This window comes from Mesorhizobium sp. BR1-1-3 (genome assembly GCF_020165455.1).
GTDB lineage: Bacteria > Pseudomonadota > Alphaproteobacteria > Rhizobiales > Rhizobiaceae > Mesorhizobium > Mesorhizobium ciceri.
Map to the genome: position 1 here is coordinate 245,092 of NZ_JAIUIC010000008.1, position 26,259 is coordinate 271,350.

At 60.8% G+C, this 26,259-nt stretch carries 22 protein-coding genes; 10 read left to right on the forward strand and 12 right to left on the reverse strand.

The window, feature by feature from the left end; genetic code table 11:
- Positions 1–135: 135 nt before the first annotated feature.
- Positions 136–2,697: a glycosyltransferase gene (locus LB559_RS19840; protein WP_224674796.1), complete on the reverse strand. Its 2,562-nt coding sequence runs from the start codon at positions 2,695–2,697 to the stop codon at positions 136–138.
- Between the two features lie 86 nt (positions 2,698–2,783).
- Here LB559_RS19840 and gmd point away from each other — a divergent pair, with 86 nt between their 5' ends.
- Positions 2,784–3,824 carry a GDP-mannose 4,6-dehydratase gene (gene gmd, locus LB559_RS19845; protein WP_224674797.1) on the forward strand — a complete coding sequence of 347 codons (1,041 nt, stop codon included), beginning with the start codon at positions 2,784–2,786 and terminating at the stop codon, positions 3,822–3,824.
- Between the two features lie 10 nt (positions 3,825–3,834).
- Here the strand turns inward: gmd and LB559_RS19850 are convergent, their stop codons facing one another.
- The gene (locus LB559_RS19850) at positions 3,835–4,080 is read right to left on the reverse strand and encodes a hypothetical protein (protein ID WP_224674798.1); all 246 of its coding nucleotides are present in this window, start codon (positions 4,078–4,080) and stop codon (positions 3,835–3,837) included.
- Between the two features lie 103 nt (positions 4,081–4,183).
- Positions 4,184–4,591, reverse strand: a complete 408-nt coding sequence (locus LB559_RS19855; protein WP_224674799.1) for a sulfotransferase — start codon at positions 4,589–4,591, stop codon at positions 4,184–4,186.
- 121 nt (positions 4,592–4,712) lie between these two features.
- On the opposite strand from LB559_RS19855, the gene LB559_RS19860 reads away from it, so the two are divergent.
- From LB559_RS19860 to LB559_RS19870, 3 genes are read left to right on the forward strand one after another with little or no spacing between them, the layout of a single operon-like run.
- A complete protein-coding gene (locus LB559_RS19860; RefSeq protein ID WP_224674800.1) occupies positions 4,713–7,457 on the forward strand; it encodes a hypothetical protein in 2,745 nt (914 codons plus the stop codon).
- Positions 7,454–8,368: a UbiA family prenyltransferase gene (locus LB559_RS19865; RefSeq protein ID WP_224674801.1), complete on the forward strand. Its 915-nt coding sequence runs from the start codon at positions 7,454–7,456 to the stop codon at positions 8,366–8,368. The genes LB559_RS19860 and LB559_RS19865 overlap by 4 nt, the downstream gene beginning before the upstream one ends.
- Before the next feature lie 52 nt (positions 8,369–8,420).
- The gene (locus LB559_RS19870) at positions 8,421–9,191 is read left to right on the forward strand and encodes a glycosyltransferase family 2 protein (RefSeq protein WP_224674802.1); all 771 of its coding nucleotides are present in this window, start codon (positions 8,421–8,423) and stop codon (positions 9,189–9,191) included.
- Between the two features lie 148 nt (positions 9,192–9,339).
- On the opposite strand, the gene LB559_RS19875 is transcribed toward LB559_RS19870, so the two are convergent.
- On the reverse strand, positions 9,340–11,241 hold the full coding sequence (locus tag LB559_RS19875) for a sulfotransferase family protein (RefSeq protein WP_224674803.1): 1,902 nt from the start codon (positions 11,239–11,241) through the stop codon (positions 9,340–9,342).
- Positions 11,242–11,556: 315 nt separating this feature from the next.
- Here LB559_RS19875 and LB559_RS19880 point away from each other — a divergent pair, with 315 nt between their 5' ends.
- Positions 11,557–12,279, forward strand: a complete 723-nt coding sequence (locus LB559_RS19880) for a class I SAM-dependent methyltransferase (protein WP_224674804.1) — start codon at positions 11,557–11,559, stop codon at positions 12,277–12,279.
- Positions 12,280–12,321: 42 nt separating this feature from the next.
- On the opposite strand, the gene LB559_RS19885 is transcribed toward LB559_RS19880, so the two are convergent.
- From LB559_RS19885 to LB559_RS19900, 4 genes are all read right to left on the reverse strand, one after another.
- A complete protein-coding gene (locus LB559_RS19885) occupies positions 12,322–14,067 on the reverse strand; it encodes a SulP family inorganic anion transporter (protein ID WP_224674805.1) in 1,746 nt (581 codons plus the stop codon).
- Between the two features lie 69 nt (positions 14,068–14,136).
- Complete coding sequence (locus tag LB559_RS19890; protein ID WP_063169634.1) at positions 14,137–14,415, reverse strand: helix-turn-helix domain-containing protein; 279 nt, start codon at positions 14,413–14,415, stop codon at positions 14,137–14,139.
- 269 nt (positions 14,416–14,684) lie between these two features.
- Entirely contained in the window at positions 14,685–15,398 is a 714-nt protein-coding gene (locus tag LB559_RS19895; protein WP_224674806.1) for a phosphatase PAP2 family protein, read from the reverse strand.
- 14 nt (positions 15,399–15,412) lie between these two features.
- Entirely contained in the window at positions 15,413–15,754 is a 342-nt protein-coding gene (locus LB559_RS19900) for a hypothetical protein (protein ID WP_013528672.1), read from the reverse strand.
- A 170-nt stretch (positions 15,755–15,924) separates the two neighbouring features.
- On the opposite strand from LB559_RS19900, the gene LB559_RS19905 reads away from it, so the two are divergent.
- A complete protein-coding gene (locus LB559_RS19905; protein ID WP_024502211.1) occupies positions 15,925–17,319 on the forward strand; it encodes a sensor histidine kinase in 1,395 nt (464 codons plus the stop codon).
- Positions 17,316–17,975 carry a response regulator gene (locus LB559_RS19910; protein WP_013528674.1) on the forward strand — a complete coding sequence of 220 codons (660 nt, stop codon included), beginning with the start codon at positions 17,316–17,318 and terminating at the stop codon, positions 17,973–17,975. The genes LB559_RS19905 and LB559_RS19910 overlap by 4 nt, the downstream gene beginning before the upstream one ends.
- A gap of 283 nt (positions 17,976–18,258) precedes the next feature.
- Here LB559_RS19910 and LB559_RS19915 read toward each other — a convergent pair whose 3' ends face one another.
- Positions 18,259–18,765 carry a hypothetical protein gene (locus tag LB559_RS19915; RefSeq protein ID WP_063169632.1) on the reverse strand — a complete coding sequence of 169 codons (507 nt, stop codon included), beginning with the start codon at positions 18,763–18,765 and terminating at the stop codon, positions 18,259–18,261.
- A gap of 561 nt (positions 18,766–19,326) precedes the next feature.
- On the opposite strand from LB559_RS19915, the gene LB559_RS19920 reads away from it, so the two are divergent.
- Both LB559_RS19920 and LB559_RS19925 read left to right on the forward strand, forming a co-directional pair.
- Positions 19,327–21,330 (forward strand): PhoX family protein, encoded by a 2,004-nt coding sequence (locus LB559_RS19920; protein ID WP_224674807.1) that lies wholly within the window; start codon positions 19,327–19,329, stop codon positions 21,328–21,330.
- A gap of 145 nt (positions 21,331–21,475) precedes the next feature.
- Positions 21,476–21,700: a hypothetical protein gene (locus LB559_RS19925; RefSeq protein WP_224674808.1), complete on the forward strand. Its 225-nt coding sequence runs from the start codon at positions 21,476–21,478 to the stop codon at positions 21,698–21,700.
- Here LB559_RS19925 and LB559_RS19930 read toward each other — a convergent pair.
- Positions 21,692–22,882, reverse strand: coding sequence for a flavin-containing monooxygenase (locus tag LB559_RS19930; RefSeq protein WP_224674809.1), 1,191 nt, complete (start codon positions 22,880–22,882; stop codon positions 21,692–21,694). The two genes, LB559_RS19925 and LB559_RS19930, sit on opposite strands and share 9 nt — an antisense overlap.
- A gap of 343 nt (positions 22,883–23,225) precedes the next feature.
- On the opposite strand from LB559_RS19930, the gene LB559_RS19935 reads away from it, so the two are divergent.
- Complete coding sequence (locus LB559_RS19935) at positions 23,226–24,263, forward strand: phosphatidylglycerol lysyltransferase domain-containing protein (protein WP_127368985.1); 1,038 nt, start codon at positions 23,226–23,228, stop codon at positions 24,261–24,263.
- A gap of 155 nt (positions 24,264–24,418) precedes the next feature.
- Here LB559_RS19935 and LB559_RS19940 read toward each other — a convergent pair whose 3' ends face one another.
- Together LB559_RS19940 and LB559_RS19945 are read right to left on the reverse strand one after the other, a co-directional pair.
- Positions 24,419–25,180: an ABC transporter permease gene (locus tag LB559_RS19940; protein ID WP_013528680.1), complete on the reverse strand. Its 762-nt coding sequence runs from the start codon at positions 25,178–25,180 to the stop codon at positions 24,419–24,421.
- Positions 25,177–26,103 (reverse strand): ABC transporter ATP-binding protein, encoded by a 927-nt coding sequence (locus tag LB559_RS19945; RefSeq protein WP_024502216.1) that lies wholly within the window; start codon positions 26,101–26,103, stop codon positions 25,177–25,179. Before LB559_RS19945 ends, LB559_RS19940 begins: the two co-directional genes overlap by 4 nt.
- Positions 26,104–26,259 lie beyond the last annotated feature (156 nt).

The window sequence follows — 26,259 nt, forward strand, 5'->3', positions numbered from 1 at the left end:
ACCTTGTGCCAAGCGCAGCGGACGTTACCGGGCAGATGCTTTGATGTCGCCTTTTTTGGGGGCCGGAAGCGGGCCTGTCCGGTTCTGGAACAAACTACCGGGAAGCTGCCAGTCCGCTGACCTCCCTGGCGAACTTCAATAGGTATCCAAAATGGAATTCCTATATCCTTGGATGTCTTGAAGGCGACTAGCGATCGCCTTGCCGACCGCCTCGGGGCTGTGCACCGCGGCCATATATTTCCGAGCACGCTCGCCCATAGCGGCCATGACCTCAACGTTGTCGGCAAGTTGCGCCATGACCCGAGCGGCTTCATCTATGTCGGGATCGGCCCATTTCTGGCCTTCGATGAAATAGGGGTATTGATCGGGTTCGACGCCGATCAATCGGTATGGAATAGGAAACCCCGTTTGCGTGCCAACAAAATCCTTACTTCCCGAAAAGTCTGTTGCAATAACGGCTTTGCCCATAGCCATGGCTTCGGCAATTCCCAACCCGAAGCCCTCCGAGCGATGCAACGAGACAAAGACATCGCAAGATTTTGTCAGACAATAGGTTTCGGTTCGAGTGAGAACCTCATCAATCAACACAACCCTGTTGTCGGTCTGCGCCAGGCTACGAATTGAATTCAGAATTGTTCGTTTGTGGGGGCTATTACCCATCGTCTTGATAACCAAAGAAACGCGTCGATTTCGGTCATCTCCGAACGCGCGAAGGTAGGCTTGTAAAACAGCGTTCGGGTTCTTCCGGTCCGGGTAGGACGAAAAATCGAATGCAAACAGAAATGCGGTAGAGTTCTTTGGAACCTTGAAACGCTCACGGCTCGCCTCGATGTCGGGCGGAACGGATATAGCCACTGGAATATGCACAACGGGGCGGTCAGTACCGGCCATGAAGGCATCCCGAACGAAGGCGGTCGGGGCCCAGATTTCGTCCATTTGTCGCAGACTGTTCAGCCATTGCGGGTGGATCGAAGGCAGTTCCCAGAAAGGCCTGACGATGTTGTATCTGTTTTGGAGAACACCCCCGCCAATGCCATGAATGGTTGACCCCAGCATGTCGGCGTTTACGCAGAAAACGTTCACCATTTTGGATGGTCGAACAACGATATGAGACGTCAGGGCTCTATCCCTCCTCGACGAAAGGACCTGCTCGTCAAAGTTCGTGACATCATAGGTGATGTTGGCACTGTCGACTGAACGAGCGAGCGAGCGCATTGCTTCACCCACGCCCGTTTCTGAAAATGGATAACCGATCAGGGACATGCCGGGGCCGACGGGGGCCTTCGATATCGTGTCGAAATTTGCGGGCCACGCATGCCTGAACATCGCATCGAGAAATTGCTTTCGCTTGGCCGGCGGCACCATTCTATAGAGCCAGCGAATGTGAGGCTGGGCTTTCATGAGAGTTCGATAAGCGCGGCGCGCGATACGCGTCGCGATCACCGATTTTTCTGTGCCTGAAACATCTGCAGTTCCGTGACCTAATTGGCGGATTCTCTTGGCGACAGTTTGCGTGAACCTGGCAGGAATCCCTGCCGACGTTGCGCCACCGGCGATATACCAGTCGGCGTAGTTTATCTGGGATTTCCCCTCTTGGAGAGGGAAGTAGGATTGTAGGTCGCGCCTCGTCGTCCAGAGTGCGTGCGCAAGCTGTGTGACCACACCACCGGGGTTGGGCTTGATGCCGGCTGGACGGTCCAGATGGTCCGGCATCAGAGTGAAAGGATCGCCCTCGAAAGGCTCGAGCTTCTCGCGAAAGAGAATTCGTGCCAGTTTCGGAATCTTGGTGCCGTCCGAGAACGTCCCGAAGCCGTAGGGGACTGAAGAAAAACTGCTTGCCCCGAAACCTTCCAGCTGGTCATGATAACCCGCTGTGAGGCTTGCCAACGCTTCCGTAGATGTTGGTTTCCATCGCTGCTGGTGCTTCGACAGGACGCCCCTGTCGCCGGGAGTGATCCCGCTGAAATGGAAGAAGGCGAGTGGCGCGCCGTTAACTTCGTAGTTCTCATTCGTGGCTTTGATCGTGCGGGTGTCCAGGTTCCAGTACGCCACGTTGTAAGCTGGATCGCGCAGGATGTGTGTGCCTGGGCAATAGGCGGGCCACAGGTCCATGAATTTCTGGTCAACGAAAATCCCGTCGCTCAGGCGATCGGCGACACACTCGCTTTGCAGACGCGACTCCCACCATTCCAGCAAAGCCGACGTCTCGCTCGTCCTGGCGAGGGCCAAAAACCCCAGATTGTAAATGCCGGATTGCATAAAGGTCAGGTCGTTTGGGCCCTCGGAATGGAGATTGGGGGCGAGGGAATGCGGCGTCAGGATGGAAGTCGCTCCCTCGTCGAATGCCCGCAATATCTCGTCGAAGCGACGATAAGCGAAGATATCCGGATCAAGGTAAATCACGCGGTCAAAACCTTCGGCAAAAAGTCGCCGGAATACCGTAGGCTTGATGGCCGTGTTCAGTTCCATGACATCGTAGCGAAAACTGAAGGAGCGACGGTCAGGCAGATCGAGTTCGCCGAAGAAAATATGAGCATCGAATTCGGGGAAGGCGCCCTGTTGCAGGTCGTTCCGAGGTGTGTCAGCGATGGCAAGTATGCGTGAGAAGTCTGGATGGTGGCGAGCAAACGAAGACGCAAGCGTGCGCGAATAGTGGAGATAGTTCCACGATGAAATCGTAAAGAACGCATTCCTCATGCTGGGCCCGAATCTTCCTTTGCCTTCGCATCCAAACGTTGCCATAGCCCACGACAAGGGAAATCCACAATCGCAAGGAACAGGCTGTGGCAAATAAGACCGCTTTGATAACGGGCATCACGGGGCAGGATGGAGCTTATCTATCAAAGCTGCTTCTCGACAAGGGATACCGCGTGGTGGGCTCCATGCGCCGCACGTCGGGGATAGGCACATGGCGTCTCCAGGATCTGCAGGTTCTGCGAGATATCGAATTCGTGTCGATGGAATTGACCGAGGACTCAAACGTGCGTGTGGTGCTGGAGAATGTCCAGCCCGATGAGATATACAATCTTGCGGCCCAGAGTTTTGTCGGCGAATCGTTTAGACAGCCAATCTATACATCTCAGGTGACCGCGATTGGAACATTGCGACTGCTGGAAGGCGTTAGATCTGTCGTCCCGGAAGCTAAATTCTACCAAGCTTCGACGTCCGAAATGTTTGGTAAAGTGCAAGAAGTCCCGCAAAACGAAGGAACTCCCTTCTATCCGCGCAGCCCTTATGGAGTGGCCAAGCTGTTCGCGCATTGGACTGTTGTGAACTACAGAGAGGCGTATGGCTTGCATTGCTGTAGCGGCATCCTCTTCAATCACGAGTCGCCTCTAAGGGGCGTGGAGTTTCTCCCTCGAAAAGTAACACTTGGTATGGCCAAATATGCGTTGCGCGGCGAAGGGCCTCTGCGGGTCGGAAATCTAGAGGCGAAAAGAGATTGGGGCCACGCCCGAGACTACGTCGATGCAATGTGGAGGATGCTGCAAAGGACGCCTGTAGTGGATTTCGTTGTAGCGACCGGGAGAACGCACACGGTTCGTGAATTTGTCGAGATGGCCGCGAAAGCCTGCGGCATCTTTCTGGATTGGCAAGGAACGGGGCACAACGAGCAAGGTATCGACCGGACTACCGGAAAAGTCGTTGTATCTGTTGACCCGGCTTTCTACAGGCCATTGGAAGTCGACCTACTTGTCGGCGACTCTTCGCGTGCCAAAGAGGTGCTTGGCTGGAGCCCCACGGTTCGACTGGAGGATCTGGTCGCCGAGATGGTTGAGGCTGACATGCAACGGGTCTCGTCGAACCATGCGGCAGGGTTCTAGCAGCAGCGATCTAATATCCCCATAGTCTGGCCAGGTCGCGGCCGATCAGGTCGCTGGTCGTGGATACGTCTGCCGCGAACAGCTTTTTCAAATCGACTGCCATATCGTCAGCGATTTTCGTTTCGAATCCTACGGCGCGGTTGTCGTGGTACTCCTGGTTTACATTGACACCCAGGAACCGCTGCAATTGCCACGCCCAGGGACCCTGGCGGAACAGGCGCCGTCGCGTTAGGTCCTCATAGACCAGCACGAGCATCTGGTTTTTGGGGAATCTCTAATAATACGCTTGCAAATACTTTCCGTAAAACGAGTGGTTTATATTCATTGCTGCGGAATACCAGGAGTTATCGCCCAATTTATTATTGTATATATCCGCCACCCCCTTTTAGTTCGGCGCCCAAAGACGGGTCTATCTTTCCCTTCATGTGCCTGTACTGTGAAATCACTCGACTGACAGGATCCCTTGCGATGATTTTCGCGTCCGGATTGTAGGCTTTTATCGCCTCCGCCACCTGGATGCTTGAAAGATAGACGGGAGAGATGTCGGCGAGATAGCGATGCTCAGTCGTCGCCTCCGAGAAGCGCATGTCGTACACGCTTGCGGTTACATCCGCGTCGATGCCGAAGCCATTCATCTCTTTCTCTTCGGGTACGAAGACCTTTCCCGTCCCGCGCAGCATCCACGCCAGACTGCTGGTTGCGGTCCTCGCGGCTCCGATGCCGATCAGATTTACCCGCCTCGCGGTGTGCATTTTCAACAGTGGCAATCTTGATCCCCCAAATCTCCGGCAACCCGGTATGATCTAAATTTTTTTATGTCGGGTTGAAGCCGCAACGCGATCGTTGTACGAGCCCTACACGTCTATGAGCTTTGAACGGGAAAGATCGTTGATCGTGGCAATGACCGCCCACGTTCCGAGCCAGATAGTATCGACGCCGGCTTTTCGACGCATCCGCGCACGCGATCTCGCGACCGCTTTGCTCCTCGGGTTCCTGTCCCTCCTGGTCTTCAACGCGAATATGCGATCGATCGCGGCAGCGGACAGCTTTGCGGCGCGCTATCTGCCCTTTTCAATTTGGCAGAATCACAGCCTGACCTTGAACCCGATCCTAGACCTGATCGCTCAGGGCCGAAAGCTTCCGTCAACGCCGGACAAGACTTACAATGCCCATTGGATCGTGAAGATTCAGGGGGGCGATTACGTATCGAAATATCCCATCGTCGTTCCCGTCGTCCTCTCCCCACTCTACCTGCCGGCGATCATTTATCTGGAACGGCATGGTTCCGATGCGCTGCTGTTGGACAAACTCGCCCGCATCATGGAAAAGCTCTGCGCTTCTTTGATGGCGGCGGTCTCCGTGGGGCTGCTCTACTTGCTGCTGCGCCGAAAGACCGATGAAGGGTGGGCAGCCATTCTGGCCCTGCTCTATGCATTTGGCACCACGACATGGGTCATCAGCAGTCAAGCCCTCTGGATGCATGGCCTGGCGCAGCTGCTGGTCATAGGCACAATGCTTTTGCTTACAGGCCCTGCCAAGCCGTGGCGGGTCCTGCTCGCCGGCCTGCTTTGCGCACTTATCGCGGCCAACCGCCAGCCGGATGCCATTCTGGCTGCGGGCTTGGGTGTCTATGGCCTGTGGTGGGCTGGCCGCATGAGATCACTGCTCGTTTTTTCAGGCATGGTCCCCGTCGCCCTAACCCTTGCCTACAATGTCATGCTCGTCGGCAATATTGCGGGCGCTTATGCAGTGCATGTCGGGGCAGGCGATTTAAATGACAGCTTGATGGGCGGTATCGCGGGTCTGCTTTTCAGCCCGACCCGAGGCCTCTTCATCTTCTCCCCATTCCTGCTGTTTGTCCCGATGTTTTTTCGTCACCTCGCGGCTGAACGCTTGGGGCGAGGTCTAACGGCGGCAGTCGGTTGCGCTATGATCGTGCAAGTGTTCTTCTACGCCATGATCGACTGGCGGCAAGGCATGTCCTGGGGACCGCGATGGCTTACTGACATGTTGCCCATGCTCATATGGATGCTTCCACCGGTCGTGAAAAATCTGTCACGCAGCGGCTGTGCGGCATTCGGCCTTGCATCGCTGGCGGCGGTCTCGACCCAGACGATCGGCGCTTTCTGGTACACCGGCATTTTCGACATGCCCGTCATCTCAACTCAGGGTCCGGACAGAATGCGGCCGGCCTGGGACATTCATAACGCGGCCTTCATCGCCGAACTCTCTCACCCGCATGTGCGCGCCGACCTCGTTGTCGATTTAACAGGCAACATCGATGCCGTTAACATCTTGCCCGCAGGTCAAGCCGTAGGCGCCGAAGCAGGCCGACAGCTCGAGATCCTGGGATGGGCGCTCACCAACCAGCATTCTCCAACCGATGTCGGCGTGCTGATCGACGGCCGGCAGCTGGGTGGAACCAGGGATTTCTTTGGCAGAGCCGATGTAGAAAAGGCTTTGGGGCAATCGAGCCCGGCTGGCTGGCGCGTAACCATCCCAATCGATGATATGACGCCGGGCGAGCATTCGCTGGCGGTTCTGGTGCGCGCGACCCAGGGTGGCGACCCGCGCCTGCTCAAGCAGGTCTCCTTCCTTGTTCCCGTGGACAAAGTTGCAGTTGAGCATGTCAGCGATTTGCCTAGCGCGGCGCGGCACGCCAGGCAGTTGCTGGCGAACGATCAGCAGGCCGGCGGATACTGGCTTACATCCTATACCAGCGCGAGCCGGTTCGAGCAGCCGCGCCTGGAACTCAATACCTATCTCAACGCCGTCATGCTTGACGTGGCGAGCCCGGTGGCCGAAGCCGCCGGCGTGAGCGACATGCTTGCAGGAGCGCGGCAGTTCCTGTCTGCACAGATCGAGGAAAGCGGCCTTGTGCGCTATCATGGTCGGCCGGACGCGCCCACGATCGGCACGCTTGGCTGCGCCATCACGCCCGATTCGGACGACACAACCCTGGCGTGGCGGGTTGCGCCCAGCGACAAGCGCGAACTGCTGCAACCCGCGCTTGCCACCATCACGCAATTCATGCGGGCTGACGGGCTTTACCAGACCTGGCTCGCGACAAGGGACAAGTACCAATGCCTCGACCCGGGGCACGACCCTAATCCTGCGGATGCCGCAATCCAGATGCACATCTTCCTCCTTCTTGACCGAGTGGACAAACCCGCCGCGCGGTCGCTGTGCGAAGCCCTCTCTAAGAAGGCGGGCGATGACGATATCTGGGTTTACTATGCCAATGCGCCCCTCATGCCGATGCTGCGGTTGGCGGATCTGGAAAAAGCCGGCTGCCGGCCGCCGGTTCCGCAATCGCGATTGCAGACCGACATTCCCGGCCAGGACATCTGGGTTCGGGCGGCGGGCGCGCTTCGGCAAGTGGAAAGCCATGCCGGCTCATCCGAGGCCTATCAACGCACGGCCCAGTTGCTGAAGGATATTGCGGCCGATGACTTTTCCTTGTTGAGCCACACACCTCCGCTTCTGTATCACAATGACCTTAGCGCGACGGTAAGACGATTCTACTGGTCGCAAGATTTCGGCTATGCCCTCTGGTTGCGGCTCTATTTCGAGAATGAACTTATGCGTTCGAAGCTTGCCTGCGGCTCGAAACGGGAATGTGGTGACAAGTGACGCAAATCGCCGGCGATGCAGCCTCTCGAAGTCACCTCCCAGCGATTCAGTTGTTGCTGCGTTGGCTTTCTTGCATCCGTTATGACGAGGTCGCGGCCCTGCAGGCCACGCCTTTCGTCGGAGCCGTTTTCTCAGTTGGAGCCTTGTCGGCCGGCCATGTGCTGACCGGGGCCATCATGATGGCCGGCAATCTATGCCTGATGGCTCATGTGTTCGTTCTCAACGACTGGTCAGGTATCTTCGGCGATCTCAAGGACCCGGACCGGGCCGGCCGGACATTCGCTGCAAAAGGCCTGACGCGCACGGAAGTCGGCTATCTCGCCGGCTCGCTACTTGTGATCAGTCTGCTCCTCCTTGCGCTGGTCGGCACGGGAACGCTCCTTATCGCAGCAACGATCGCCGGGTTAAGCGCCTTGTATTCCAGCCCCGCCTTGCATTTGAAGGCTGCGCCGCTGTTCAGCTCGGCCCTGCATTTTGTCGGCGGTTGCCTGCATTTCCTGCTTGGATACACGGCCTTTGGCGCGATCGATGCACAGGGCGTCGTCGTAAGTTGTTTCTTTGGACTGGTATTCACTGCCGGCCATTTCACGCATGAGGCGCGGGACCACGAGGTTGACCTGATCAACGGCATACGCACGAACGCCGTGGCGTTCGGCAAGACGCAAAGCTTTGTCGCCGGCTTGATGCTTTTTATCTCCTCCTACATCTACCTGGTCGTGCTGGCAGCACTCGGCTTCGTTCCGATTGCTCTCGTCCTTGCCGCTGCGCTCATCCCGTTGCATCTGTTGGCGTCCCGCCGCGCCATGCGGGCTGGCTTGACGTCCGAGAGCCTGCGTGGACTGCAGCGGTGCTATCGGGCGCTCTTCGCCACCATTGGCATCGGCATGATCTTGATGGTCGCTCTATCCTAGCCGGCGGTGTCGGATTCCACCGCAACGGCTGACATGTCGGCCTCGAGGTTCCATGCTCTCCGTAATCGTACCGGTCTTTAACGAAGCAGCGACATTGCCACACGTTCTGGCGATGGTGAGTATAGCACTTCCCGAGGTGGCGAAGGAGATCATCGTCGTCGACGACGGCTCCTCCGACGGCACCCGCGAGTGGCTTCAGGCCAATTTTCCAACCGGGTCCGGCTGCGCCACGGCCCTGACAGTCGGCGTCGAAGGAGGTCTAGTCTTCGCCAAGCAACGGGCGAGCGCCCCAGTTGCGGTGCGCGTGTTCTATCACGACAGAAATAGCGGAAAAGGCGCGGCGCTGCAGACCGGGCTGGCGGAAGTCAAGGGCGACGTCATTGTCATCCAGGACGCGGACCTTGAATACGATCCTGCGGATTGGACCGTCATGTATGACCTCATTGCCGGGCGAAAAGTTGCTGATGTCGTCTACGGCTCACGCTTCTACGGCCGACCTCACCGCTCTCTCTATTTTCACCATTATCTGGCCAATCGCCTCATCTCTCTGGCGTTCAATCTGCTCTTTAACCAGACCCTTACCGATATCGAATGCTGCTACAAGATGTTCACGCGAGACGTATTGAGCCGGCTGCGTCTGACCTGCAACGACTTTGGTTGTGAAATCCAGCTCAGTGCCCAGATTGCGCTTGCAGGCCGTTGGCGCATCTACGAGATGGGCATTAGCTATTTCGGTCGCACCTATGAGGAGGGCAAAAAAATCGGATGGCGCGATGGTGTCAAGGCAATCTGGTATCTCGCCCGTTTCCGGCTTTTTTCCTAAACCGCCGACGGCAGTCAAGCATGCCGAGCCATGGTTCCAGGCAAAACCGTCGCGGCGTTGGGCACGGAATGCCAATGCCTAGTCCGTTGCAAGCCGGTTATAAATGGGGTGACTTGGTCATATGTGCCGGATTCTAAGCTCTTCGCCGTCAGCTTTGTGCAGTCGGGTTGGCTTTTTCTAGTTCTGCCTCCAGCGACCTGGCATACTCCTCGGTTTCAGCTCGCGACCGTTCGAGATCTCGGGCGTATTCGGCCGCAGTCTCGTTCGCCTTCCGCAATAGGGCCACGGTGTCCTCTAGGGAGTTCGCATAACGCGCCGCCTCCGCAGCATCTCTCGATCGTGCTTCGAGGGCTGCTTGCAAGCTGTGCACGTATCGGCCGACCTCCCTATCCAGTGCATCGCCGCCAGAGGCCGTCTCCATCTGAATCCGCGACTGTTCGAGACTTCTGGCGTATTCGGCCGCGGTCTCGTTCGCCTTCCGCAATTGGTCCACTGTGCCTTCTAGGGAGCTCGCGTAACGTGCCGCCTCTGCGGCATCTCTCGATCGCTCCTCGAGGGCTATCCGCAGGCTGTGTACATACCGGCCGACCTCGCCCTTCAGCGCATTGCTGTTTGCTGCAATGATCGCTTGAGCGGTACTTCGCTCGACTGCCATTTTTTCCAGGTGTTCGATGCCGATCGTCACCAGAGTTGATGGAGGCGCGCCATTCTTCTGCCCGATCCAGTCGGGGCTCCCCGCGGCAAGAACGGCCAGAGAAATGCCATCGAGCGTCAATCCGGCCTGCTTTGCCACGGCGCTTGCGCTACCAAGACCATTCTGATCCTGAAAGAGAATGGCATCGAAACGCCGCGCCCGGACGTACCTCAATAACCGGATCGTTGAAGCCAGGAAGGATGGCTCGATTGGCGGGTCGTCCTCGTCGGGATACTCGATGTCGAAGGAATGGCTTTCGGCAAAGGCGGCAAAGGCGGTCTCATCTGCGTCGGTGAAGGCGCCGATGTCGATGATAGAAATTTCGATGTCGTCGGCTATGGCGGCTTCGACCGCGGCCATCGCCGCGCCGTCGCCATGGTTAGCCTTCCAAAACAGGCCGCCGGCAAGACATATCTTTCGCCTGCCCCTACCCCGGCGCATGACGCGCAGACGAGATCGCCCTGACGGTGGCTGCTGAGCCGGAGGAGACTGAATGCCCGTACAGATATCGGTGTAGACATCGCCGAACGACTGCTTCACTGCGCCGAAAATAGCCGGGTCGGGGCCACGACCTTCGGCTGCCCCACGAAGCTCCGAAAAAATCGGCGCGATCCATTCGGACCATACCCCATGACGGTGATCCAAGTCTTCGGGCTCTTGATGGTGCCGCCGGTCGCGCGAAAGAAAGCCGTCGATCTCGGAAGCGGCATCCGGGATGGATTTCGGCCATGCGATATTGAGTTCATCGCCCAGGCGGCGCACGACCGCTCTCCAGTCCTCGAGCAATTTCGAATAGTCGCAGAACGCCCTATCGACGCCGCGCGTGTATTCCTCGGCCGCAAGATTGTAGCGCAACCATAGAAGCCCACCCCTCTCCAGCGGCCACGATTGCCAATCACCTGCCACGCCTTGTCGCTTCGCCAGCGAGAGCGCAACCTCCACTGGATTGCGCGAGATGACGACAGTGGCACACCTTATCTTCAGTCTACCCAGCGCGACGCGCCACAAGGGAAACAACAGCGCGATTCGGGGATCCTTCAGCACGAACAGCGGATCGTCGCCATATTCGTCGGCGATCAGATCCGCCAGCCTGTCGACGAACGCGAGAGCCTCAGGCCGTTGCAGCCATTCGCCGGCCGGCCCTTGGACGTCGTTTACGGGGGACTCGGCCAGATCCAGAATCTGATCATTGAGGCGAACGGCAGCCTCCGGCTCCCAATGGCCGATCTCGTTGCCCAATCCCGCGGGATTGAGGTTGCGTGGCAAGGTTGCGCCGAGAAGACTGAGCACCCGCGCCAGCGCAGACGTCCCGCTGCGGTGCATACCGACAACAACTATGGCGGTTCTGTTGGTCATGACGCCTCCAAGGAAACGCGCTCAACGCTTAGGGCGGATACAGGAACAGTGTGAAACGAATGTACGTCCAAAGTTGTTTCAAAGCAGGCGGATGAGGACCGTTGGCGTGAAACCGTGAAGCGCTCTGGCAGCAGTCGGTCGTTGCTGAAGGGGCTGTCCATCCGCCCATCGCAACTGTTAGGGAAATCGGTTGCACTATTGGCAACGATGGAGCCCGCATGCATAGTCGCGGCCTGGCGCCCATCGCTGGCATATGAGGCTCGGGTCAAAAATTTATCTCCTGAGTGAGGCAGGACCTGATTGGAGATTAGAGATATGTACCCGGCAGCACCAGCTTCGACGTCACTCGACCGCGACCGCGCTCGGGCGATCGTTGCAGAGGTAACCCATTGGCACCACAAGTTTGAAGTCTTCCCAGGCGTGGTCACTCCGGGTTCCTATGACCCAGGATTCCTGCTCGAAAAACTCCAATTGCCAAAAGATATGGCTGGCCTCAAAGTCTTGGACATAGGTCCATCGGATGGTTTTTTTTCGATGAACATGGCGCGTCGCGGAGCGCAGGTGACGGTCATCGACTATCGGGCCAAGAACGTTCATGGTTTCGGAGCCATGGAGCAGTTGACCGCTTTGGACTTCGATTACCGCCAAATGAACCTGTACGATATCCCTGCATCAGACATTGGCACGTTCGACATCGTGCTTTTTCTGGGCGTTCTCTATCATTTGCCCGACATGGTGCGCGCGCTGAACATCGTTGCCGGACTGTGTCAGGCTCGCCTGCTGGTTGAAACGGAATTTGCGCCGGCCCTGATGCCTGGCGTCGCGGTCGCGCAATACTACGAAGCGGCTTCCCTTGCCGGCGACATCACCAATTTCTGGGTGCCCAATAAGGATTGTCTCTTTGCCATGGTGCGCGACGTTGGCTTTAAGATTGATCGCATCGACAGTTGGGGCACACGCATCCTTGTGGACGCCTCGCCGGGCAGGACCGCAGAAACGGAAAAGATGGCCTACGCCTATGGGCTGCTGCCAGGTTGACTGATTGACGGCCAATATGGACCAGCGCATCCGCAGTGGCCCCTACCCCGCCTCGATCTTCCCTTTCAGCTGCGCCCGCGCATCCTTGATCGAGGCGGCGTAGGTCACCAGCGGGCGCTTGACGCCGTGGGTGATCAGCATGCGTCGGATCTGCGGCGCGGCACCCGATATGATGAAGCGGACACCGGCGCGTTTCGCCTTGTGGGCGGCGCCTTCGATGACGTTGGCCGCCGTCGAATCGAAGAACGGTACGGCCGAGCAGTCGAGGATGAAGTTCCTGCGCTGGTCGGCTATGCGGTCGAGCACGGTGCCGACGGTCGATGCGGCGCCGAAGAAGAAGGCGCCCGAAATGCGATAGACGACGGTGTCGGCGTCGGTCGCCTCGCTGGCATCGTAGGCCTTGGTGCTGTCGGCGACATCCTCCTGCACCAGCGGCTGATCGGCCTCGACCGCAATCGACTTGGCCATGCGGTCGATGAACAGGATCGACCCCAGCACGAAGCCGACGACGATGCCTTCGGTGAGATCGCGGAAGATGACGAGCAGAAAGGTCGCCATCAGCACCAGCGCATCGCCGCGCGAGGCACGCAGCAAGGTGGCGAAGGCCTGTTTCTCGAACATATTCCAGCACACGACCGCCAGCACGCCGGCCAGGGCGGCGAGCGGGATATAGCTGGCGAGCGGCGCCGCCACCAACATCAAGGCGAGCAGGATGGCGGAGTGGACGATGCCCGAAACCGGTCCGTGGGCGCCGGCCCGCACATTGGTCGCCGTGCGGGCGATGGTGCCGGTGGCGCAGATGCCGCCGAACAGGGCGGATGCGATGTTGGCGAAGCCTTGCGCCACCAGTTCGCAGTTGGAACGATGCCGGCGGCCCGTCATCCCGTCGGCGACCACCGCCGAAAGCAGCGATTCGATGGCGCCCAGCAAGGCGAAGGCAATGGCATCCGGCAGCACGTCAATCATCCTGTCCAGGCTGATCGGCGGCAAAGCGGGCATTTGCAGGCTGCGCGGTATACCGCCAAAGCGGGTGCCGATCGTCTCCGCCGGCAGTGCGAGAAGCGCCACGACCAGCGATGCCAGCCCGATGGCGATGAGCATTGCGGGCCATGTCGGCCGCCAGCGCTTCAGGCCGGCGATGGTGGCGACGGTCAACACCGCCACGAAGGTCGCCGCCGGGTTGATGGTGCCGGCCGCCTCGCCGACCGCGATCAGCTTCGGCACCAGCGGTCCGGGCTCCTTGCCGGCAAGCTTCAGCCCGAACAGTTCGACGATCTGTCCGGAAAAGATGATGACGGCGATGCCGGCGGTGAAGCCGACCGTCACCGGATAGGGAATGAACTTGATGTAGGTGCCGAGACGGAGATAGCCGATGGCGAGCAGGAAGACCCCTGCCATCATCGTTGCCAGCAGCAGCCCGTCAATACCGACCCGGGCAACCGTCGCGGCCACCAGCACGATGAAGGCGCCGGCCGGGCCGCCGATCTGGAAGCGGCTGCCGCCGAGCGCCGAAATGATGAAGCCGCCGACGATCGAGGTGTAGAGGCCGCGCTCGGGCGTGACTCCCGAGGCGATCGCGATGGCCATCGACAAGGGCAGCGCGACAATGGCCACCGTCAGCCCGGCAATGGCGTCCGCCTTGGCGTCGGCGAAGGTGTAGCCCTCGCGCCAGACCGTCACGAGCTTTGGCGTGAACAATTCGGGAAATGTCGGCTTTGCCGACTGGTGGGCCGACCTTTGGGCCGATCTGGGGGCCGGTTCATGCCCTGCCCGCTGCGTCTGATCCATGGACTGCCTTTCGCACCCTGAAAGGCGGCGGGATCGTCGGCAGGGCTGTCGGCGGTCGCCGTCGCGACTTTATGCCGGCTCAGCCTTGGGATCCGGCGGCACGGCAGACTTGAGGCGCACGCCCCGGCCGCCGCGCTCGCTGGCCTGATTCTCGCCGATCAGCTCCACCCCGGCCTCGTCGAGGGCCTGGATGACCTTCATCAGCGTGTCGACCACGCCCCTGACCACGCCATCGCTCGCCTCCATGCGCTGGATAGTCGGAAGCGAAACGCCGGCGCGCTCGGCGAGCGTCTTCTGATCGATGCCGGCCAGCGCCCTTGCGGCGCGCATCTGCGCGGCAGTGATCATCGGCCGGAATCCCCGTCTGAGTCTGCAGGAGTAAGGTATAATATCATCATTCTGATGTTTCAAGCATTAGGATGAATGTTTGAGACGTAAGTAGCGGCGCCTGACTGGCCATTTTTTAGATACTTTCCCGGGATTGCGCGCTAAGGTCTTCCATCTGGGCAGGGAGTAACGCGGTTGAATATCTTCAAGACTTTCATGACATCGGCAGCCTTGCTGTCGGCGGTTTTCCTGTTGGCCGGCTGCGGGCACGGGCTGATCAACCGGCTGATCTAGTCTCCAGTCTCGCCGTCCGGGTGCTGCCCACGCCATCGCTGCCACGTCCGGGCAGCGAGCCAGCACAGCATCGCCCAGACGAAGCCGGCGCACCAGCCGGCCAGCACATCCGACGGCCAGTGGACGCCGAGATAGACGCGGCTGATGCCGACCAGCAGCGTCGTCAGCACCGCCAGCGACAGCACATAGATCTTCGTCGTTCGACCGGGCAGGAAGCGTGCCGCCAGCGCGCCGAGCGTCAGATAGGTCACCGCCGACAGCATGGCGTGGCCGCTGGGAAAAGACAGCGTCGTTTCGTTGACGAGATGCGAGACGAGTTCGGGGCGCGGCCGGTCGATTCCGGCTTTCAGCAGGCTCGACAGCACCTGACCGCCGGCCACCGCCACGAAGATGAAAAGGGCGGTCGCCGGCCTGCGGATAAGCAGGAGATAGACGATTACCGCCGTCACGATCAGCACCAGCACGCTGCCGCTGCCAAGGCTTGTGATGTCGCGCATCGCCCCTTGCAGCCACATCGGGCCGATCGGGCTGTCAGGCCGCCCCGCCTGGCGGAAGGCGAGCAGTATTTCGGTGTCGAAGGCGTGCGGGGTGGTGGCGCGCGCCATCTCCATCAGCTCCTCGAATCCCCAAAGGCCGGCCGCGATGACCAGGCCGGCCAGCAGCACCGGGAATTCGACCCGGTTGAGCAAAGCGTTCGCGGCATTCTTCATCGGCAATCCGCCCGTTACAGCCGGCCTTGCAGATAGGGTCCGAGCGTGATCAGCGCCACTGCGGCGATCGCCAGCATGATGCCGGTCGCCTGCAGCGCGTTGACGCGCTCGCCGAAGAAGACCAGTGCCACGACGTTCACCGAGACCAGCTGGATGACGGCAGACAGGCTGAACGACACCGACATGCCGAATTCGCGGATCAGCCGCAGCATGATCAGATTGCCCAGCGAATAGAGCGCCAGCGTCAGCGCGATCTTGCCAAGGCTCGGCGCCAGGCCCCATTGCTTGGCGGCTGTCGCCGCCAGCAGGAAAATGACGGTTGAAAAGCCGAGCTGCAGCAGTCCCGAAAAACTCAACGTTCCGCCCCCCTCTCGAAGCGGCTCCCGCCGCATGTGTCGCGGACGTTGTTTCCGAAGCGCGCCGGGACGTCAAGCGCTCGACCAAACGAAGCTCTTGGCAATGGCAAGACGGAGGCTCAATGTACCGACATCGTCCAGCCATTCGATTGAAGGGCGGTCAGGGGTTCATGATTCGTATTCTGCAGAACTTGACGCGACGCTGGAGCGAACTCTCTCTTGCCTTGCAATTCGTCGTTGCCGGCGGTTTTGGCCTGCTGGCCGTCATGCTGGTGGTGGGCGCCTGGGTGACGGCGCAGATCAGAGAGGGCGTCATCCGCAATTCGGCCGCCACGACGGCGCTCTATGTCGACAGCGTGATTGCGCCGCTGCTTCCCGACTTGCGCAAGGAGCAGGAGCTCAGCGATTCCGTCAAGCAGGCGCTGGACGAGACGCTTGGCCAGGGCGCGCTCGGCAAGCGCCTCGAATCGTTCATGCTCTGGCGCCGCGACGGGACGGTCCTCTATGCCAAGGAGACGGCCCTGATCGGCCGCCGCTTCGCTCCGAGCGACAATCTGCGTTCCGCTTTCCAAGGCAATGTCGTCGCTGAATTCAATACTTTCGATGAGGATGAGAGCGAGGAGAAGGCGACCGGCTTGCCATTGCTGGAGATCTACAATCCCGTGCGCGAGCCCTGGTCGGGCGAGGTGGTGGCGGTTACCGAGTTCTATGAGATCGCCGACGATTTCCAGGCCACCCTGGCTTCCGCTCTGTGGTCGAGCTGGCTGATCGTGGCCGGCGCGACCCTGGCGGCATTCCTGCTCCTGTCGGGCATCGTCCTGCGCGGCAGCCGCACCATCGACGACCAGCGTGGGGCGCTGCGCCGCCAGGTGTCGGAACTGCAGGGTCTGGTGGCGCAAAACAGTGCCTTGCGACTGCGCGTGCAACAGGCCTCGCGCCGCGCCACCGCGCTCAACGAAAGATATCTGCGCCGCATCGGCGCCGACCTGCATGACGGCCCGGCCCAACTCGTGGCCCTGGCGGCGCTGCGCATGGACAGCCCGATATTTTCCAGCGATGGCCATTCGGGCGCAAGCCGCTCGACCGAGGTCACGATGATTCGCAAGACGCTGGAGGATGCGATGCGCGAAATACGCGGCATCTGCACCGGCCTTGTCCTGCCGCAGATCGAGACGGCTGCCGCAACCGACATTCTGCGGCTGGCCGTCAAGGAACACGAACAGAGGACGGGAACGTCGGTGACGCTGACGCTGGCCGGACAGTTGCCTGAACCCGGCGCCTCCGAGAAGATCAGCATCTATCGTTTCGTCCAGGAAGGGCTGAACAATGCCTATCACCACGGGCTAGGCAAGGATCAGGCGGTGAGTGCCGGGATGAAAGGTGGCAGGCTTTTTGTCGAAGTGTCGGACCGCGGGCCGGGTTTCGATCCGACGGCACGGGTCGAGGGCCTCGGGCTCGCCGGCCTCAGGGAACGGGTCGAAAGCATTGGCGGACAGTTCGAAACCTTGACCGGGCCGCAAGGTACGCGTTTGGTGATCCGTCTGTCGGTCGAGGAGCAAGCATGACTGGGACCATTCGCATTGCCATTGTCGACGATCATCCCCTCTTTCGCGAAGGTGTGACGCGCAGCCTGTCGGAGATCGGAGGCTTCGAGATGGTTGGCGAGGGCGCCACGGCGCAGGATGCCGAACGCCTCGCCGCGACGATGCGGCCCGACATCTTGCTGCTCGACATCTCGATGCCGGGCGGCGGGCTGAGCGCGGTCGCAAGCATCCTCGCCAACCATCCCGCCCAGAAGATCGTCATGCTGACCGTCTCGGAGGCCAATGCCGATGTGACCAAGGCGCTGAACGCAGGGGTGAATGGCTATGTCCTCAAAGGCGTCGGATCGCGCGGCCTCGCCGACATCCTGCGCAATGTCGCAGCCGGCGAAAGCTATCTCTCGCCGACACTATCGGCCCGGCTGCTTTCGGATCTCCAGTCCCAGCAGCCGACCGACGGCTTGGCGGAACGGCTGCGGCAGCTCACCGATCGGCAAACGGAAATCCTGCGGCTGGTGGCGGAGGGGCTGAGCAACAAGGAAGTCGCCTTGCGGCTTGAGTTGCAGGAGAAGACCGTCAAACATCACATGACCGGAGTGCTGTCGAAGCTCAATGTGCGAAATCGCACCGAAGCGGCCTTGATGATGCGTGAGTGGCGCGACCGCGACAGGCCTTCCTAAAGCATTTCACCGTTTCACGGAAACGGCGAGCTGCTCTAACTCTGTGACGCAATTCCCAAGGGAACGGGAAAACCGCTTCACACTTTTTCTAGAATTGCTCTGGGCAGGTCCGAAGAAATGCGCAGCGGTTTCCCGTCCCGGATTGCGCAAAAGCGCGTCGCGCCTCGGGACCGCAGCCATTGCGGTGCCGAAAACCGGGACGACGCCGGCCGGAAACGAGGTCACCTCCGCCGGGGGGCGGCGGAGGTGACGTGCAAAGCTGACCGTTGCCTGTTGGCCAGCTTCACAAGGCCTTGAGACGATTGGCATCGGCCGGCGTGGCCTGGCGGTCGATGATCGTGCGACCGAGAGCGTCCTTCATGCTGAAACGACCGTTCTCGAGCTTTTCCGTTATGCCGTCGGGATGCCTGACTGTGATCTTGTTGCCGGTCACGTCGACCTTGTCACCGGTCTTTGCATTGACATGGCTCCCGCTCTTACCCTGACTGGATCCTGATTTGCCGTTGTTGCCACTGTTGCCGCTGTTGCCGTTATTCCCATTGCCGTTGCCGCTGTTCCCGCTATTGCTTCCGCCGGAATTGCCGCCGTTGCCGCCCCCACTGTTGCCTCCGCCACCACCGCCACCACCACCGCCGCCACTGTTACCGCCACCCTTGGCGTATGCGCTGACGGTGTGGATGCCGGAAACGGAGCCGTCCAGGACAATTTGATAGGGCGCAATCGTCAACACCAGCGCCGCTGCCGATTTGAGCGCCAGCCGGCAACAACGGGTCGTGACCGATCTGTGCATTCTGATCTCCGACGACTGAGCCCGGCGCGCCCCACCCCAACGTTGCAGTGCAACCAACATTGCCGAAAGACGCGGCGCCCGGAAGCGACCTCCGACCGTTGCGGTTGTCAACCAGGACCATTGCAAGCGCAAGGTTGGACTAAAGTCCCAAGTATATGCTACATTAGCTTCGCATGAACGGCGCCGTGACCGCCATCGCTAAACGGGAGACTGGCTTTCCCGATGCCTGACGACCGCAGACGCCGAACATCAAGTCACCTCCGCCGGGGGCGGCGGAGGTGACTTGTCGAGGGTGCAGTTGCCCGTTGATCTGTTTTTTGCAAACGACTGATGTCGTCCGCCGTCGCAGGATGCGCGGCCAAGATGCCGCCTAAGGTCTCCTTTCATCTCGAACCGGCGATTCTGGAGCAGTTCCGGTCTGCGGGAATGCTTAGCCAGCGCTGCGCGCAATGCCTGTCGCGTCTGAAAGGTCTCCCGATGTCACGAAAATGTGATCCGGCGATTATAAGGGGGTCAAACAGGTACCCACGCTCCAGCCAATCCAACAGCCAGAGGCAAGCCATGACTGACCTTCGCTCCCCCGACACCCGATTCCGCACCAGCCTGCTCGAGGAAAACGACGGCCCGGCCATCAACGCTTCCGACAACCGCACCATGGGCGAGATCATCGCCGCGCGGTTCTCGCGCCGCGGCTTCCTCAAGGGTTCGCTGGCTGTCTCGGCCATCGCCGCCACCGTCAGCCCGCTGGCGCTGATCAGCGCCGACGAGGCCCGGGCCGCTGAAGGCTCGGCCTTCACGTTCGACGAACTCGAGGCCGGCATCGACGACAAGCACCACGTCGCGCCGGGTTACGATGCCGATGTGCTGCTGCGCTGGGGCGATCCGCTGTTTGCCGATTCGCCCGACTTCGACCCGACGAAACAGTCGGCCGAGGCCCAGGCGAAACAGTTCGGCTACAACAACGATTATGTCGGCTACATTCCCATCGACGGCTCGGCCGAACATGGCCTGCTGGTGGTCAACCACGAATACACCAATCCGCATCTGATGTTCCCGGGCATCGTGAAGATCGTCGAGAAGGACGGCAAGAAGTCGGCCGAAGTCGCACCCCTCTCGAAGGAGCAGGTCGATGTCGAAATGGCAGCTCACGGCGGCACCATCGTCGAGATCCGCAAGGCATCAGGCAAATGGCAGGTGGTGCGCGACGGCAAGCTCAATCGCCGCATCACCTCCAACACCGAAATGGCGCTGTCCGGTCCGGTTGCCGGCCATGACCGCGTCAAGACCAATGCCGATCCGTCCGGCACCAAGGTGTTCGGCACGTTCAACAATTGCGCCGGCGGCGTCACGCCCTGGGGCACCTATGTGATGGCCGAGGAGAACATCCATGGCTATTTCTCCGGCGAGTTGCCGGAAGGCCACAAGGAAGCCGCGAACTACAAGCGTCTCGGCATTCCCGAAGGCGCCTATGAATGGGCGGCGCATTACGAGCGTTTCGACCTCGCCAAGGAGCCCAATGAGGCCAACCGCTTCGGCTGGATCGTCGAGGTCGATGTCAACGACCCGACCTCGACGCCGAGGAAGCGCACCGCCATGGGCCGCTTCAAGCATGAGGGCGCCGAATCGATTGTCGCCAGGGACGGCCGCGTCGTCTTCTATCTCGGTGACGACGAGCGCTTCGACTATGTCTACAAGTTCGTGACCAAGGCCGCGTTCGATCCGAACGATCATGCCGCCAACCGGGACCTGCTCGATGATGGCACGCTGCATGTCGCCAGGTTCGCCGAAGATGGCACGGTCGAATGGCTGCCGATCGTCTTCGGCCAGGGACCGCTGACGGCTGAAAACGGTTTCACTGGCCAGGCCGACGTGCTGATCGAGACGCGCCGCGCCGCCGACCTGCTCGGTGCCACCAAGATGGACCGGCCCGAAGACATCCAGCCCAATGCCGTCAACGGCAAGGTCTATGTCATGCTGACCAACAATTCGAAGCGCAAGGCCGACCAGGTAGACGCCGCCAACCCGCGCGCCGAAAACGCCTTCGGCCACATCATCGAGATCGCCGAGGACGGCGGTGATTTCACCGCCGCCAAGGGCAAGTGGGAAGTGCTGCTGAAATGCGGTGATCCGGCGGTTGCCGATGTCGGCGCCACCTTCTCGACGGCAACGACGGCCAATGGCTGGTTCGGCATGCCCGACAATTGCGCGGTCGATTCGGCCGGGCGTCTCTGGGTCGCGACCGACGGCCAAGGCCCGAAAGCCACCGGCCGCACAGATGGTCTGTGGGCGGTGGACACGGAAGGGGCGGCGCGGGCGACCTCGAAACTGTTCTTCCGCGTGCCGATCGGCGCCGAAATGTGCGGTCCGCTGTTTGCGCCCGACGACCAGACCGCCTTCGTCGCCGTCCAGCATCCGGGCGATGGCGGCGAAGACTGGGAAGCGTTCGGCCGCCCGTCCTACTATGAGGATCTGTCGACGCGCTGGCCCGACTTCAAGCCCGACATGCCGGTGCGGCCGTCGGTGGTCGCCATCACCAGACAGGGCGGCGGCAAGATCGCGGTCTGATTGTCCTCCAGCGTGAGGCGCAGCAGCGGAGCAGATTTGCACCGCTGCCGCCCCTTGAAGTCGCGGCATGGGGTGAAGTCGGTCAAGCCTCGGGAAAGATTGGCAATTTAAGCATGGCGCCCTAGATCTTTATCAGGAGATCGCCATGTCGAAGTCCGTCTATGACCGTGGCTTGCTCAAGCCAGCCGATATCGCCAAGCTGCAGCGCGTGTTCGACGAGGCCTGCCGGCGGCGCGAGGCACATCCCGATTCCGCCGACGCGCGGGAAATCGCGCTTAACCTGCTCGCCCTGCACAATGCCGGCATGGAGGAAGAGGACATGCTGATGGAGACCGTCGGTTTCCGGCGGCTGGAACCCAAATCAGCGTGATGCGCCGGGTTGGTGCGAGGCCGACCCTGCAATCCGTTTGGCGATCGCCTTGGCCAGGATACCGGCATTGGCGAAGCAGCCGCGAATGCTCGGCCGCATGCCGGTGAACCACAGACCGGGCAATTTCGGATCGGCTTGCCCGCCGTTGAAGAGCGGAACGCCCTTGGCGTCAAGCACGCCGAGCTTGCCGACCATCGGCTCCAGCCCGGTGCGGTAGCCTGTCGCGGCAATGACGATGTCAGGATAGATCAGGCTGCCATCGGCCAGGATCACGCCGTCACGGGTGAATTCCCTTATGCCGGGTACGACGGTGATCTTGCCGGCCTTTATGGCGCTGACGGCGCCGTCGTCGGCGGCGATCGCGGTGTAGTCCGAGGTCAGGCGGCTGGCGCCGCCCGCAGGCGCGGGCGGCAGGCCGAATTTGGTCAGGTCGCCGAAAGCCAGGCGCTGCGTCGCCGACATCACCGCGTCGGCGACCCGCAACGGCAAGCGAGCCATGAACGGCGAAAGCCGGTGCACGGCGATCTTGCCGATGCGCTTGGGCAGCAGGGCGGGACCGCTGCGGGCCGACAGCCAGATGGCGGCCGTGTCTATGCCGGCCAGATGATTGAGCGCATCGAAACCCGAATTGCCGGCGCCGACGACCAGCACTTTCTGGCCCGCATAGGCCTGTGCGTCACCGAAATCCGCCGAATGGATGATGCGCCCGACGAAATCCTTCATGCCTTTCCATTCGGGAATGAACGGCTGCCTGTCGCGGCCGGTGGCGACGACGACATTGCGGGCCAGCCGCAGGCCAGCGCTGGTCCGTACCGCCCAGTGATCGCCCTTGAAGGCAATCTCTTCGACAGCGACGCCAAACTGCACCGGCAGCCGGTTTTCCTCCCTGAAATCATTCATGTGGCGGATGACGACCGTCCGGTGCGGAAAGGCGGGGGTGCCGGGGGGATAGGGGAGACCAGGCAGCGAAGAAAGATCGCGGTGGGTGTTGAGATGCAATTGCTGGTGCCGCCGGTGCCATGGCTCAGCCAACCGGCTTTCCTTTTCCAGGATCGCCGTCGGCACGCCGGCGTTCATCAAGGCGTGCGCGACGGCCAGCCCGGCAGCACCGGCGCCGACGACGATTGCCGGCTCGACCTTGGCCGGCAGATCCACAATCGATCTGATTGTCGTATCAGTCATTCACTCGAATCCCGTTCGACGCTAGGCTGGCAGGACGCTGTAACCGTTTGATCCCGCGCAGGATCCCTGCAGCAAACCGCGGCCGAAATTTCGAGCGATGCGAATTAGCTCCGTACGCCGGGCCGCGGTTGCGCTCTATATGGCATATGCGCGATATCAACGGTAATCAGGTCGCGGCAATGTGATTGATTCGAGGCTCGGGGTGGCTGGCGAGTCTCGGTTATCCCCACGCGCATGCCCGAAATCGACTCCGATTTTCGAGTCATGCGCAGAATCAAAGTGTTACAGCACCTTGGCGCGTCCTGGACGGCCGGCGCTGTAGGCGGCACGCGGAATCTCGACCATGCCCTCCTTGCGGTTCTATTTCGACAAGATCCTTGAGGCCGCCGCGCCCGAGGTCGAGCGGCAGGCGCTGACCCATGTCGAACGCCTGGCACTGGTGCGCCGCTATGGCGACTTCTCGCTCGCCTATTCCACCGCCGTGCAAGGCAAGCTCTCCTATTTCGGCGACGCCGACGGCTACATCGCCTTCGGTACCAAGATGAAGCACCATTTCGCGCTCGGCGACCCGGTGGCGGCTCCGGCGCGTCGGGCCGATTACATCAAGCGCTTCGTCGAGACCGCCGGCAGCCCGTGGTTCGTGCAGGTCGGCGAGGAAACCGCACGCGTGCTGGCCGGCCTTGGCTACAAGGTCAATCGCCTCGGCATCGACACCCGCCTCACCCTGCCCGAGCATGATTTTTCCGGGAAGCGCAACGAGACCGTGCGCTACTCCGAGCGCTGGCTGCTGAAGAAAGGCTTTTCGTTCGACGAGGACAAGCGCACGATTTTTCTGGATGAAATTGCCCGGCTTTCGGAAAACTGGCGCGGCGACCGCATCGTCAAGCGCTGGGAGATGGGCTTTCTCAACCGCAACTTTGCCGACCATCTCGGCACCGACATGCGCCGTTTCGTCCTGCACGGTCCCGACGGCGGACTGGTCGCTCTGCTCGACTTCGACCCGCTGTGCCGCAACGGAAAGGTCATCGGCTACACGACGGCCTTCAAGCGCAAGCATATCGACGCTTCGCCGCATGCCGAGGTCGGCCTGACCAAATTCGCCGTCGATCGTTTTCGCGAAGAGGGCATCTCGGTGGTCACGCTCGGCCTGTCGCCGATGCTCGATATCGGGCCAAGCGGCTTTGCCGAAAGCGATTTCTGGCGCAATGCCTTCCAGCGCGCCTACGATTCGCCCTGGGTCAATCGCCGCAGGTTCAACCTGCAGGGCCAGGCGGCCTTCAAGCGCCGCTTCCACGGTGTCGAGGAGCCGGTCTACATCGCCTTCCGCAAGGGGACGTATGTCGAGATGCTGGGGTTGCTGCGGCTGGTCAAGGCGATCTAGATCTATCGATATTCAGGTGAGGCCGGCCTGCAAATGGCGGCTTCCTGCGCTTCCGGTGCTCACGTACGAAAAGTACGCTCCGCTCCGGTTCTCGGAATCCGCCATTTTCGACTCGGCCTGACCTGAATCTCAACAGACCTGGCGGCGTTCTGCCGTCAATTCCTCAACCGATAACCTGTCCTGAAGATCCAGGCGACGATCGTTATACAGATCAGCAGGAAGACGACCGTCATGCCGAGGCTGACGCCGACCGAGACGTCGGACTTGCCGTAGAAGCTCCAGCGGAAACCGCTGATCAGATAGACGACCGGGTTGAACAGCGTGATCGTGCGCCAGACCTCGGGCAGCATGTTGATCGAATAGAAGCTGCCACCGAGGAAGGTCAGCGGCGTGATGATCAGCAGCGGAACCAGTTGCAGCTGCTCGAAACTCTTCGCCCAGATGCCGATGATGAAGCCGAACAGGCTGAAGGTCACCGCCGTCAGCACCAGGAAGGCGAGCATCCAGAACGGATGCAGGATGGTGAGCGGCACGAACAGCGAGGCGGTGGCCAGGATGATCAGGCCGAGGATGATCGACTTGGTCGCGGCACCGCCGACATAGGCGATGACGATCTCCAGATAGGAGACCGGCGCCGACAGAAGCTCGTAGATCGAGCCGACGAATTTCGGGAAATAGATGGCAAAGGAGGCGTTGGAGATCGACTGCGTCAACAGCGACAGCATGATCAGACCCGGCACGATGAAGGCGCCGTAGCTGATGCCGTCGATCTCGGTGATGCGCGAGCCGATGGCCGAGCCGAAGACGACGAAATACAGCGACGTCGAGATGACCGGCGAGACGATGCTCTGCAGCACGGTGCGGAAAGCACGTGCCATTTCCATCCGGTAGATCGCCCATACTGCGCGAAGGTTCATGGCTCCCTCCTCACCAGATTGACGAAGATCTCCTCGAGCGAAGAGTTTTGCGTGTCGATATCGCGGAACTGGATGCCGCCGGCCTCGAGATCGCGCATCAACGAGGCGACGCCGGGCCGCTCGGCCTGGTTGTCATAGGTGTAGGTCAGCTGCCCGCCATCGGGCGACAATTCCAGCGCATAGCGCGAGAGCGCCTCGGGAATGGCCGTCAGCGGATTGCGCAGTTCCAGCACCAGCCGCTTGCGGCCGAGCTTGCGCATCAGTTCGGCCTTGTTCTCGACCAGGATGATCTCGCCGCGGTTGATGACGCCGACGCGGTCGGCCATCGCTTCGGCTTCCTCGATATAGTGCGTGGTGAGGATGATGGTGACGCCGTCCTCGCGCAGCCGGCGCACCATCGCCCACATGTCCTGGCGCAGCTCGACATCGACGCCGGCGGTCGGCTCGTCGAGGAACAGGATGCGCGGCTCATGCGACAGCGCCTTGGCGATCATCAGCCGGCGCTTCATGCCGCCCGACAGGGTGATCGCCTTGGCGTCCTTCTTGTCCCACAGTGAGAGATCGCGCAGCACCTTCTCGACAAAGCCGTGGTTGGCCGGCTTGCCGAACAGGCCACGGCTGTAATTGACCGTCGCCCAGACGCTCTCGAAGGCATCGATGGTCAGTTCCTGCGGCACAAGCCCGATCAGACCGCGCGCGGCGCGATAATCCTTGTTGATGTCGTGGCCGTCGACGGTGACGGTGCCCGACGAGCGGTTGACGATGCCGCAGACGATCGAGATCAGCGTCGTCTTGCCGGCGCCATTGGGCCCAAGCAGCGCGAAGATTTCGCCGCGCTGAATGTCGAGATTGACTTCCTTGAGCGCGGTAAAACCGGTGGCGTAGGTCTTGGAGACCCCGGAAATGGACAGGATGGAAGGCATGGATGAAAACGGCTGCTTGAAAGAGGTCCCCTGATATAGGCCGAATGTCGGTGCTTGCAACCGCAAGTCAATGCCCTGCTGACAGTTCTCGACAATCGTTGCCGGCCGGCCATTGCAGGTGCGGCGCACAGGCCCGGAGTTGCGCGGCATGCAACC

Coding starts and splice junctions, on each gene's coding strand:
- LB559_RS19915 (WP_063169632.1), bottom strand. CDS start 18,765: ATGCACAGATCGGTCACGACCCGTTGTTGCCGGCTGGCGCTCAAATCG.
- LB559_RS19920 (WP_224674807.1), top strand. CDS start 19,327: ATGACTGACCTTCGCTCCCCCGACACCCGATTCCGCACCAGCCTGCTC.
- LB559_RS19905 (WP_024502211.1), top strand. CDS start 15,925: ATGATTCGTATTCTGCAGAACTTGACGCGACGCTGGAGCGAACTCTCT.
- LB559_RS19880 (WP_224674804.1), top strand. CDS start 11,557: ATGTACCCGGCAGCACCAGCTTCGACGTCACTCGACCGCGACCGCGCT.
- LB559_RS19875 (WP_224674803.1), bottom strand. CDS start 11,241: ATGACCAACAGAACCGCCATAGTTGTTGTCGGTATGCACCGCAGCGGG.
- LB559_RS19840 (WP_224674796.1), bottom strand. CDS start 2,697: ATGAGGAATGCGTTCTTTACGATTTCATCGTGGAACTATCTCCACTAT.
- LB559_RS19910 (WP_013528674.1), top strand. CDS start 17,316: ATGACTGGGACCATTCGCATTGCCATTGTCGACGATCATCCCCTCTTT.
- LB559_RS19945 (WP_024502216.1), bottom strand. CDS start 26,103: ATGCCTTCCATCCTGTCCATTTCCGGGGTCTCCAAGACCTACGCCACC.
- LB559_RS19925 (WP_224674808.1), top strand. CDS start 21,476: ATGTCGAAGTCCGTCTATGACCGTGGCTTGCTCAAGCCAGCCGATATC.
- LB559_RS19850 (WP_224674798.1), bottom strand. CDS start 4,080: ATGCTCGTGCTGGTCTATGAGGACCTAACGCGACGGCGCCTGTTCCGC.
- LB559_RS19935 (WP_127368985.1), top strand. CDS start 23,226: ATGCCCTCCTTGCGGTTCTATTTCGACAAGATCCTTGAGGCCGCCGCG.
- LB559_RS19940 (WP_013528680.1), bottom strand. CDS start 25,180: ATGAACCTTCGCGCAGTATGGGCGATCTACCGGATGGAAATGGCACGT.
- LB559_RS19895 (WP_224674806.1), bottom strand. CDS start 15,398: ATGAAGAATGCCGCGAACGCTTTGCTCAACCGGGTCGAATTCCCGGTG.
- LB559_RS19885 (WP_224674805.1), bottom strand. CDS start 14,067: ATGGATCAGACGCAGCGGGCAGGGCATGAACCGGCCCCCAGATCGGCC.
- LB559_RS19870 (WP_224674802.1), top strand. CDS start 8,421: ATGCTCTCCGTAATCGTACCGGTCTTTAACGAAGCAGCGACATTGCCA.
- LB559_RS19930 (WP_224674809.1), bottom strand. CDS start 22,882: ATGACTGATACGACAATCAGATCGATTGTGGATCTGCCGGCCAAGGTC.
- LB559_RS19890 (WP_063169634.1), bottom strand. CDS start 14,415: ATGATCACTGCCGCGCAGATGCGCGCCGCAAGGGCGCTGGCCGGCATC.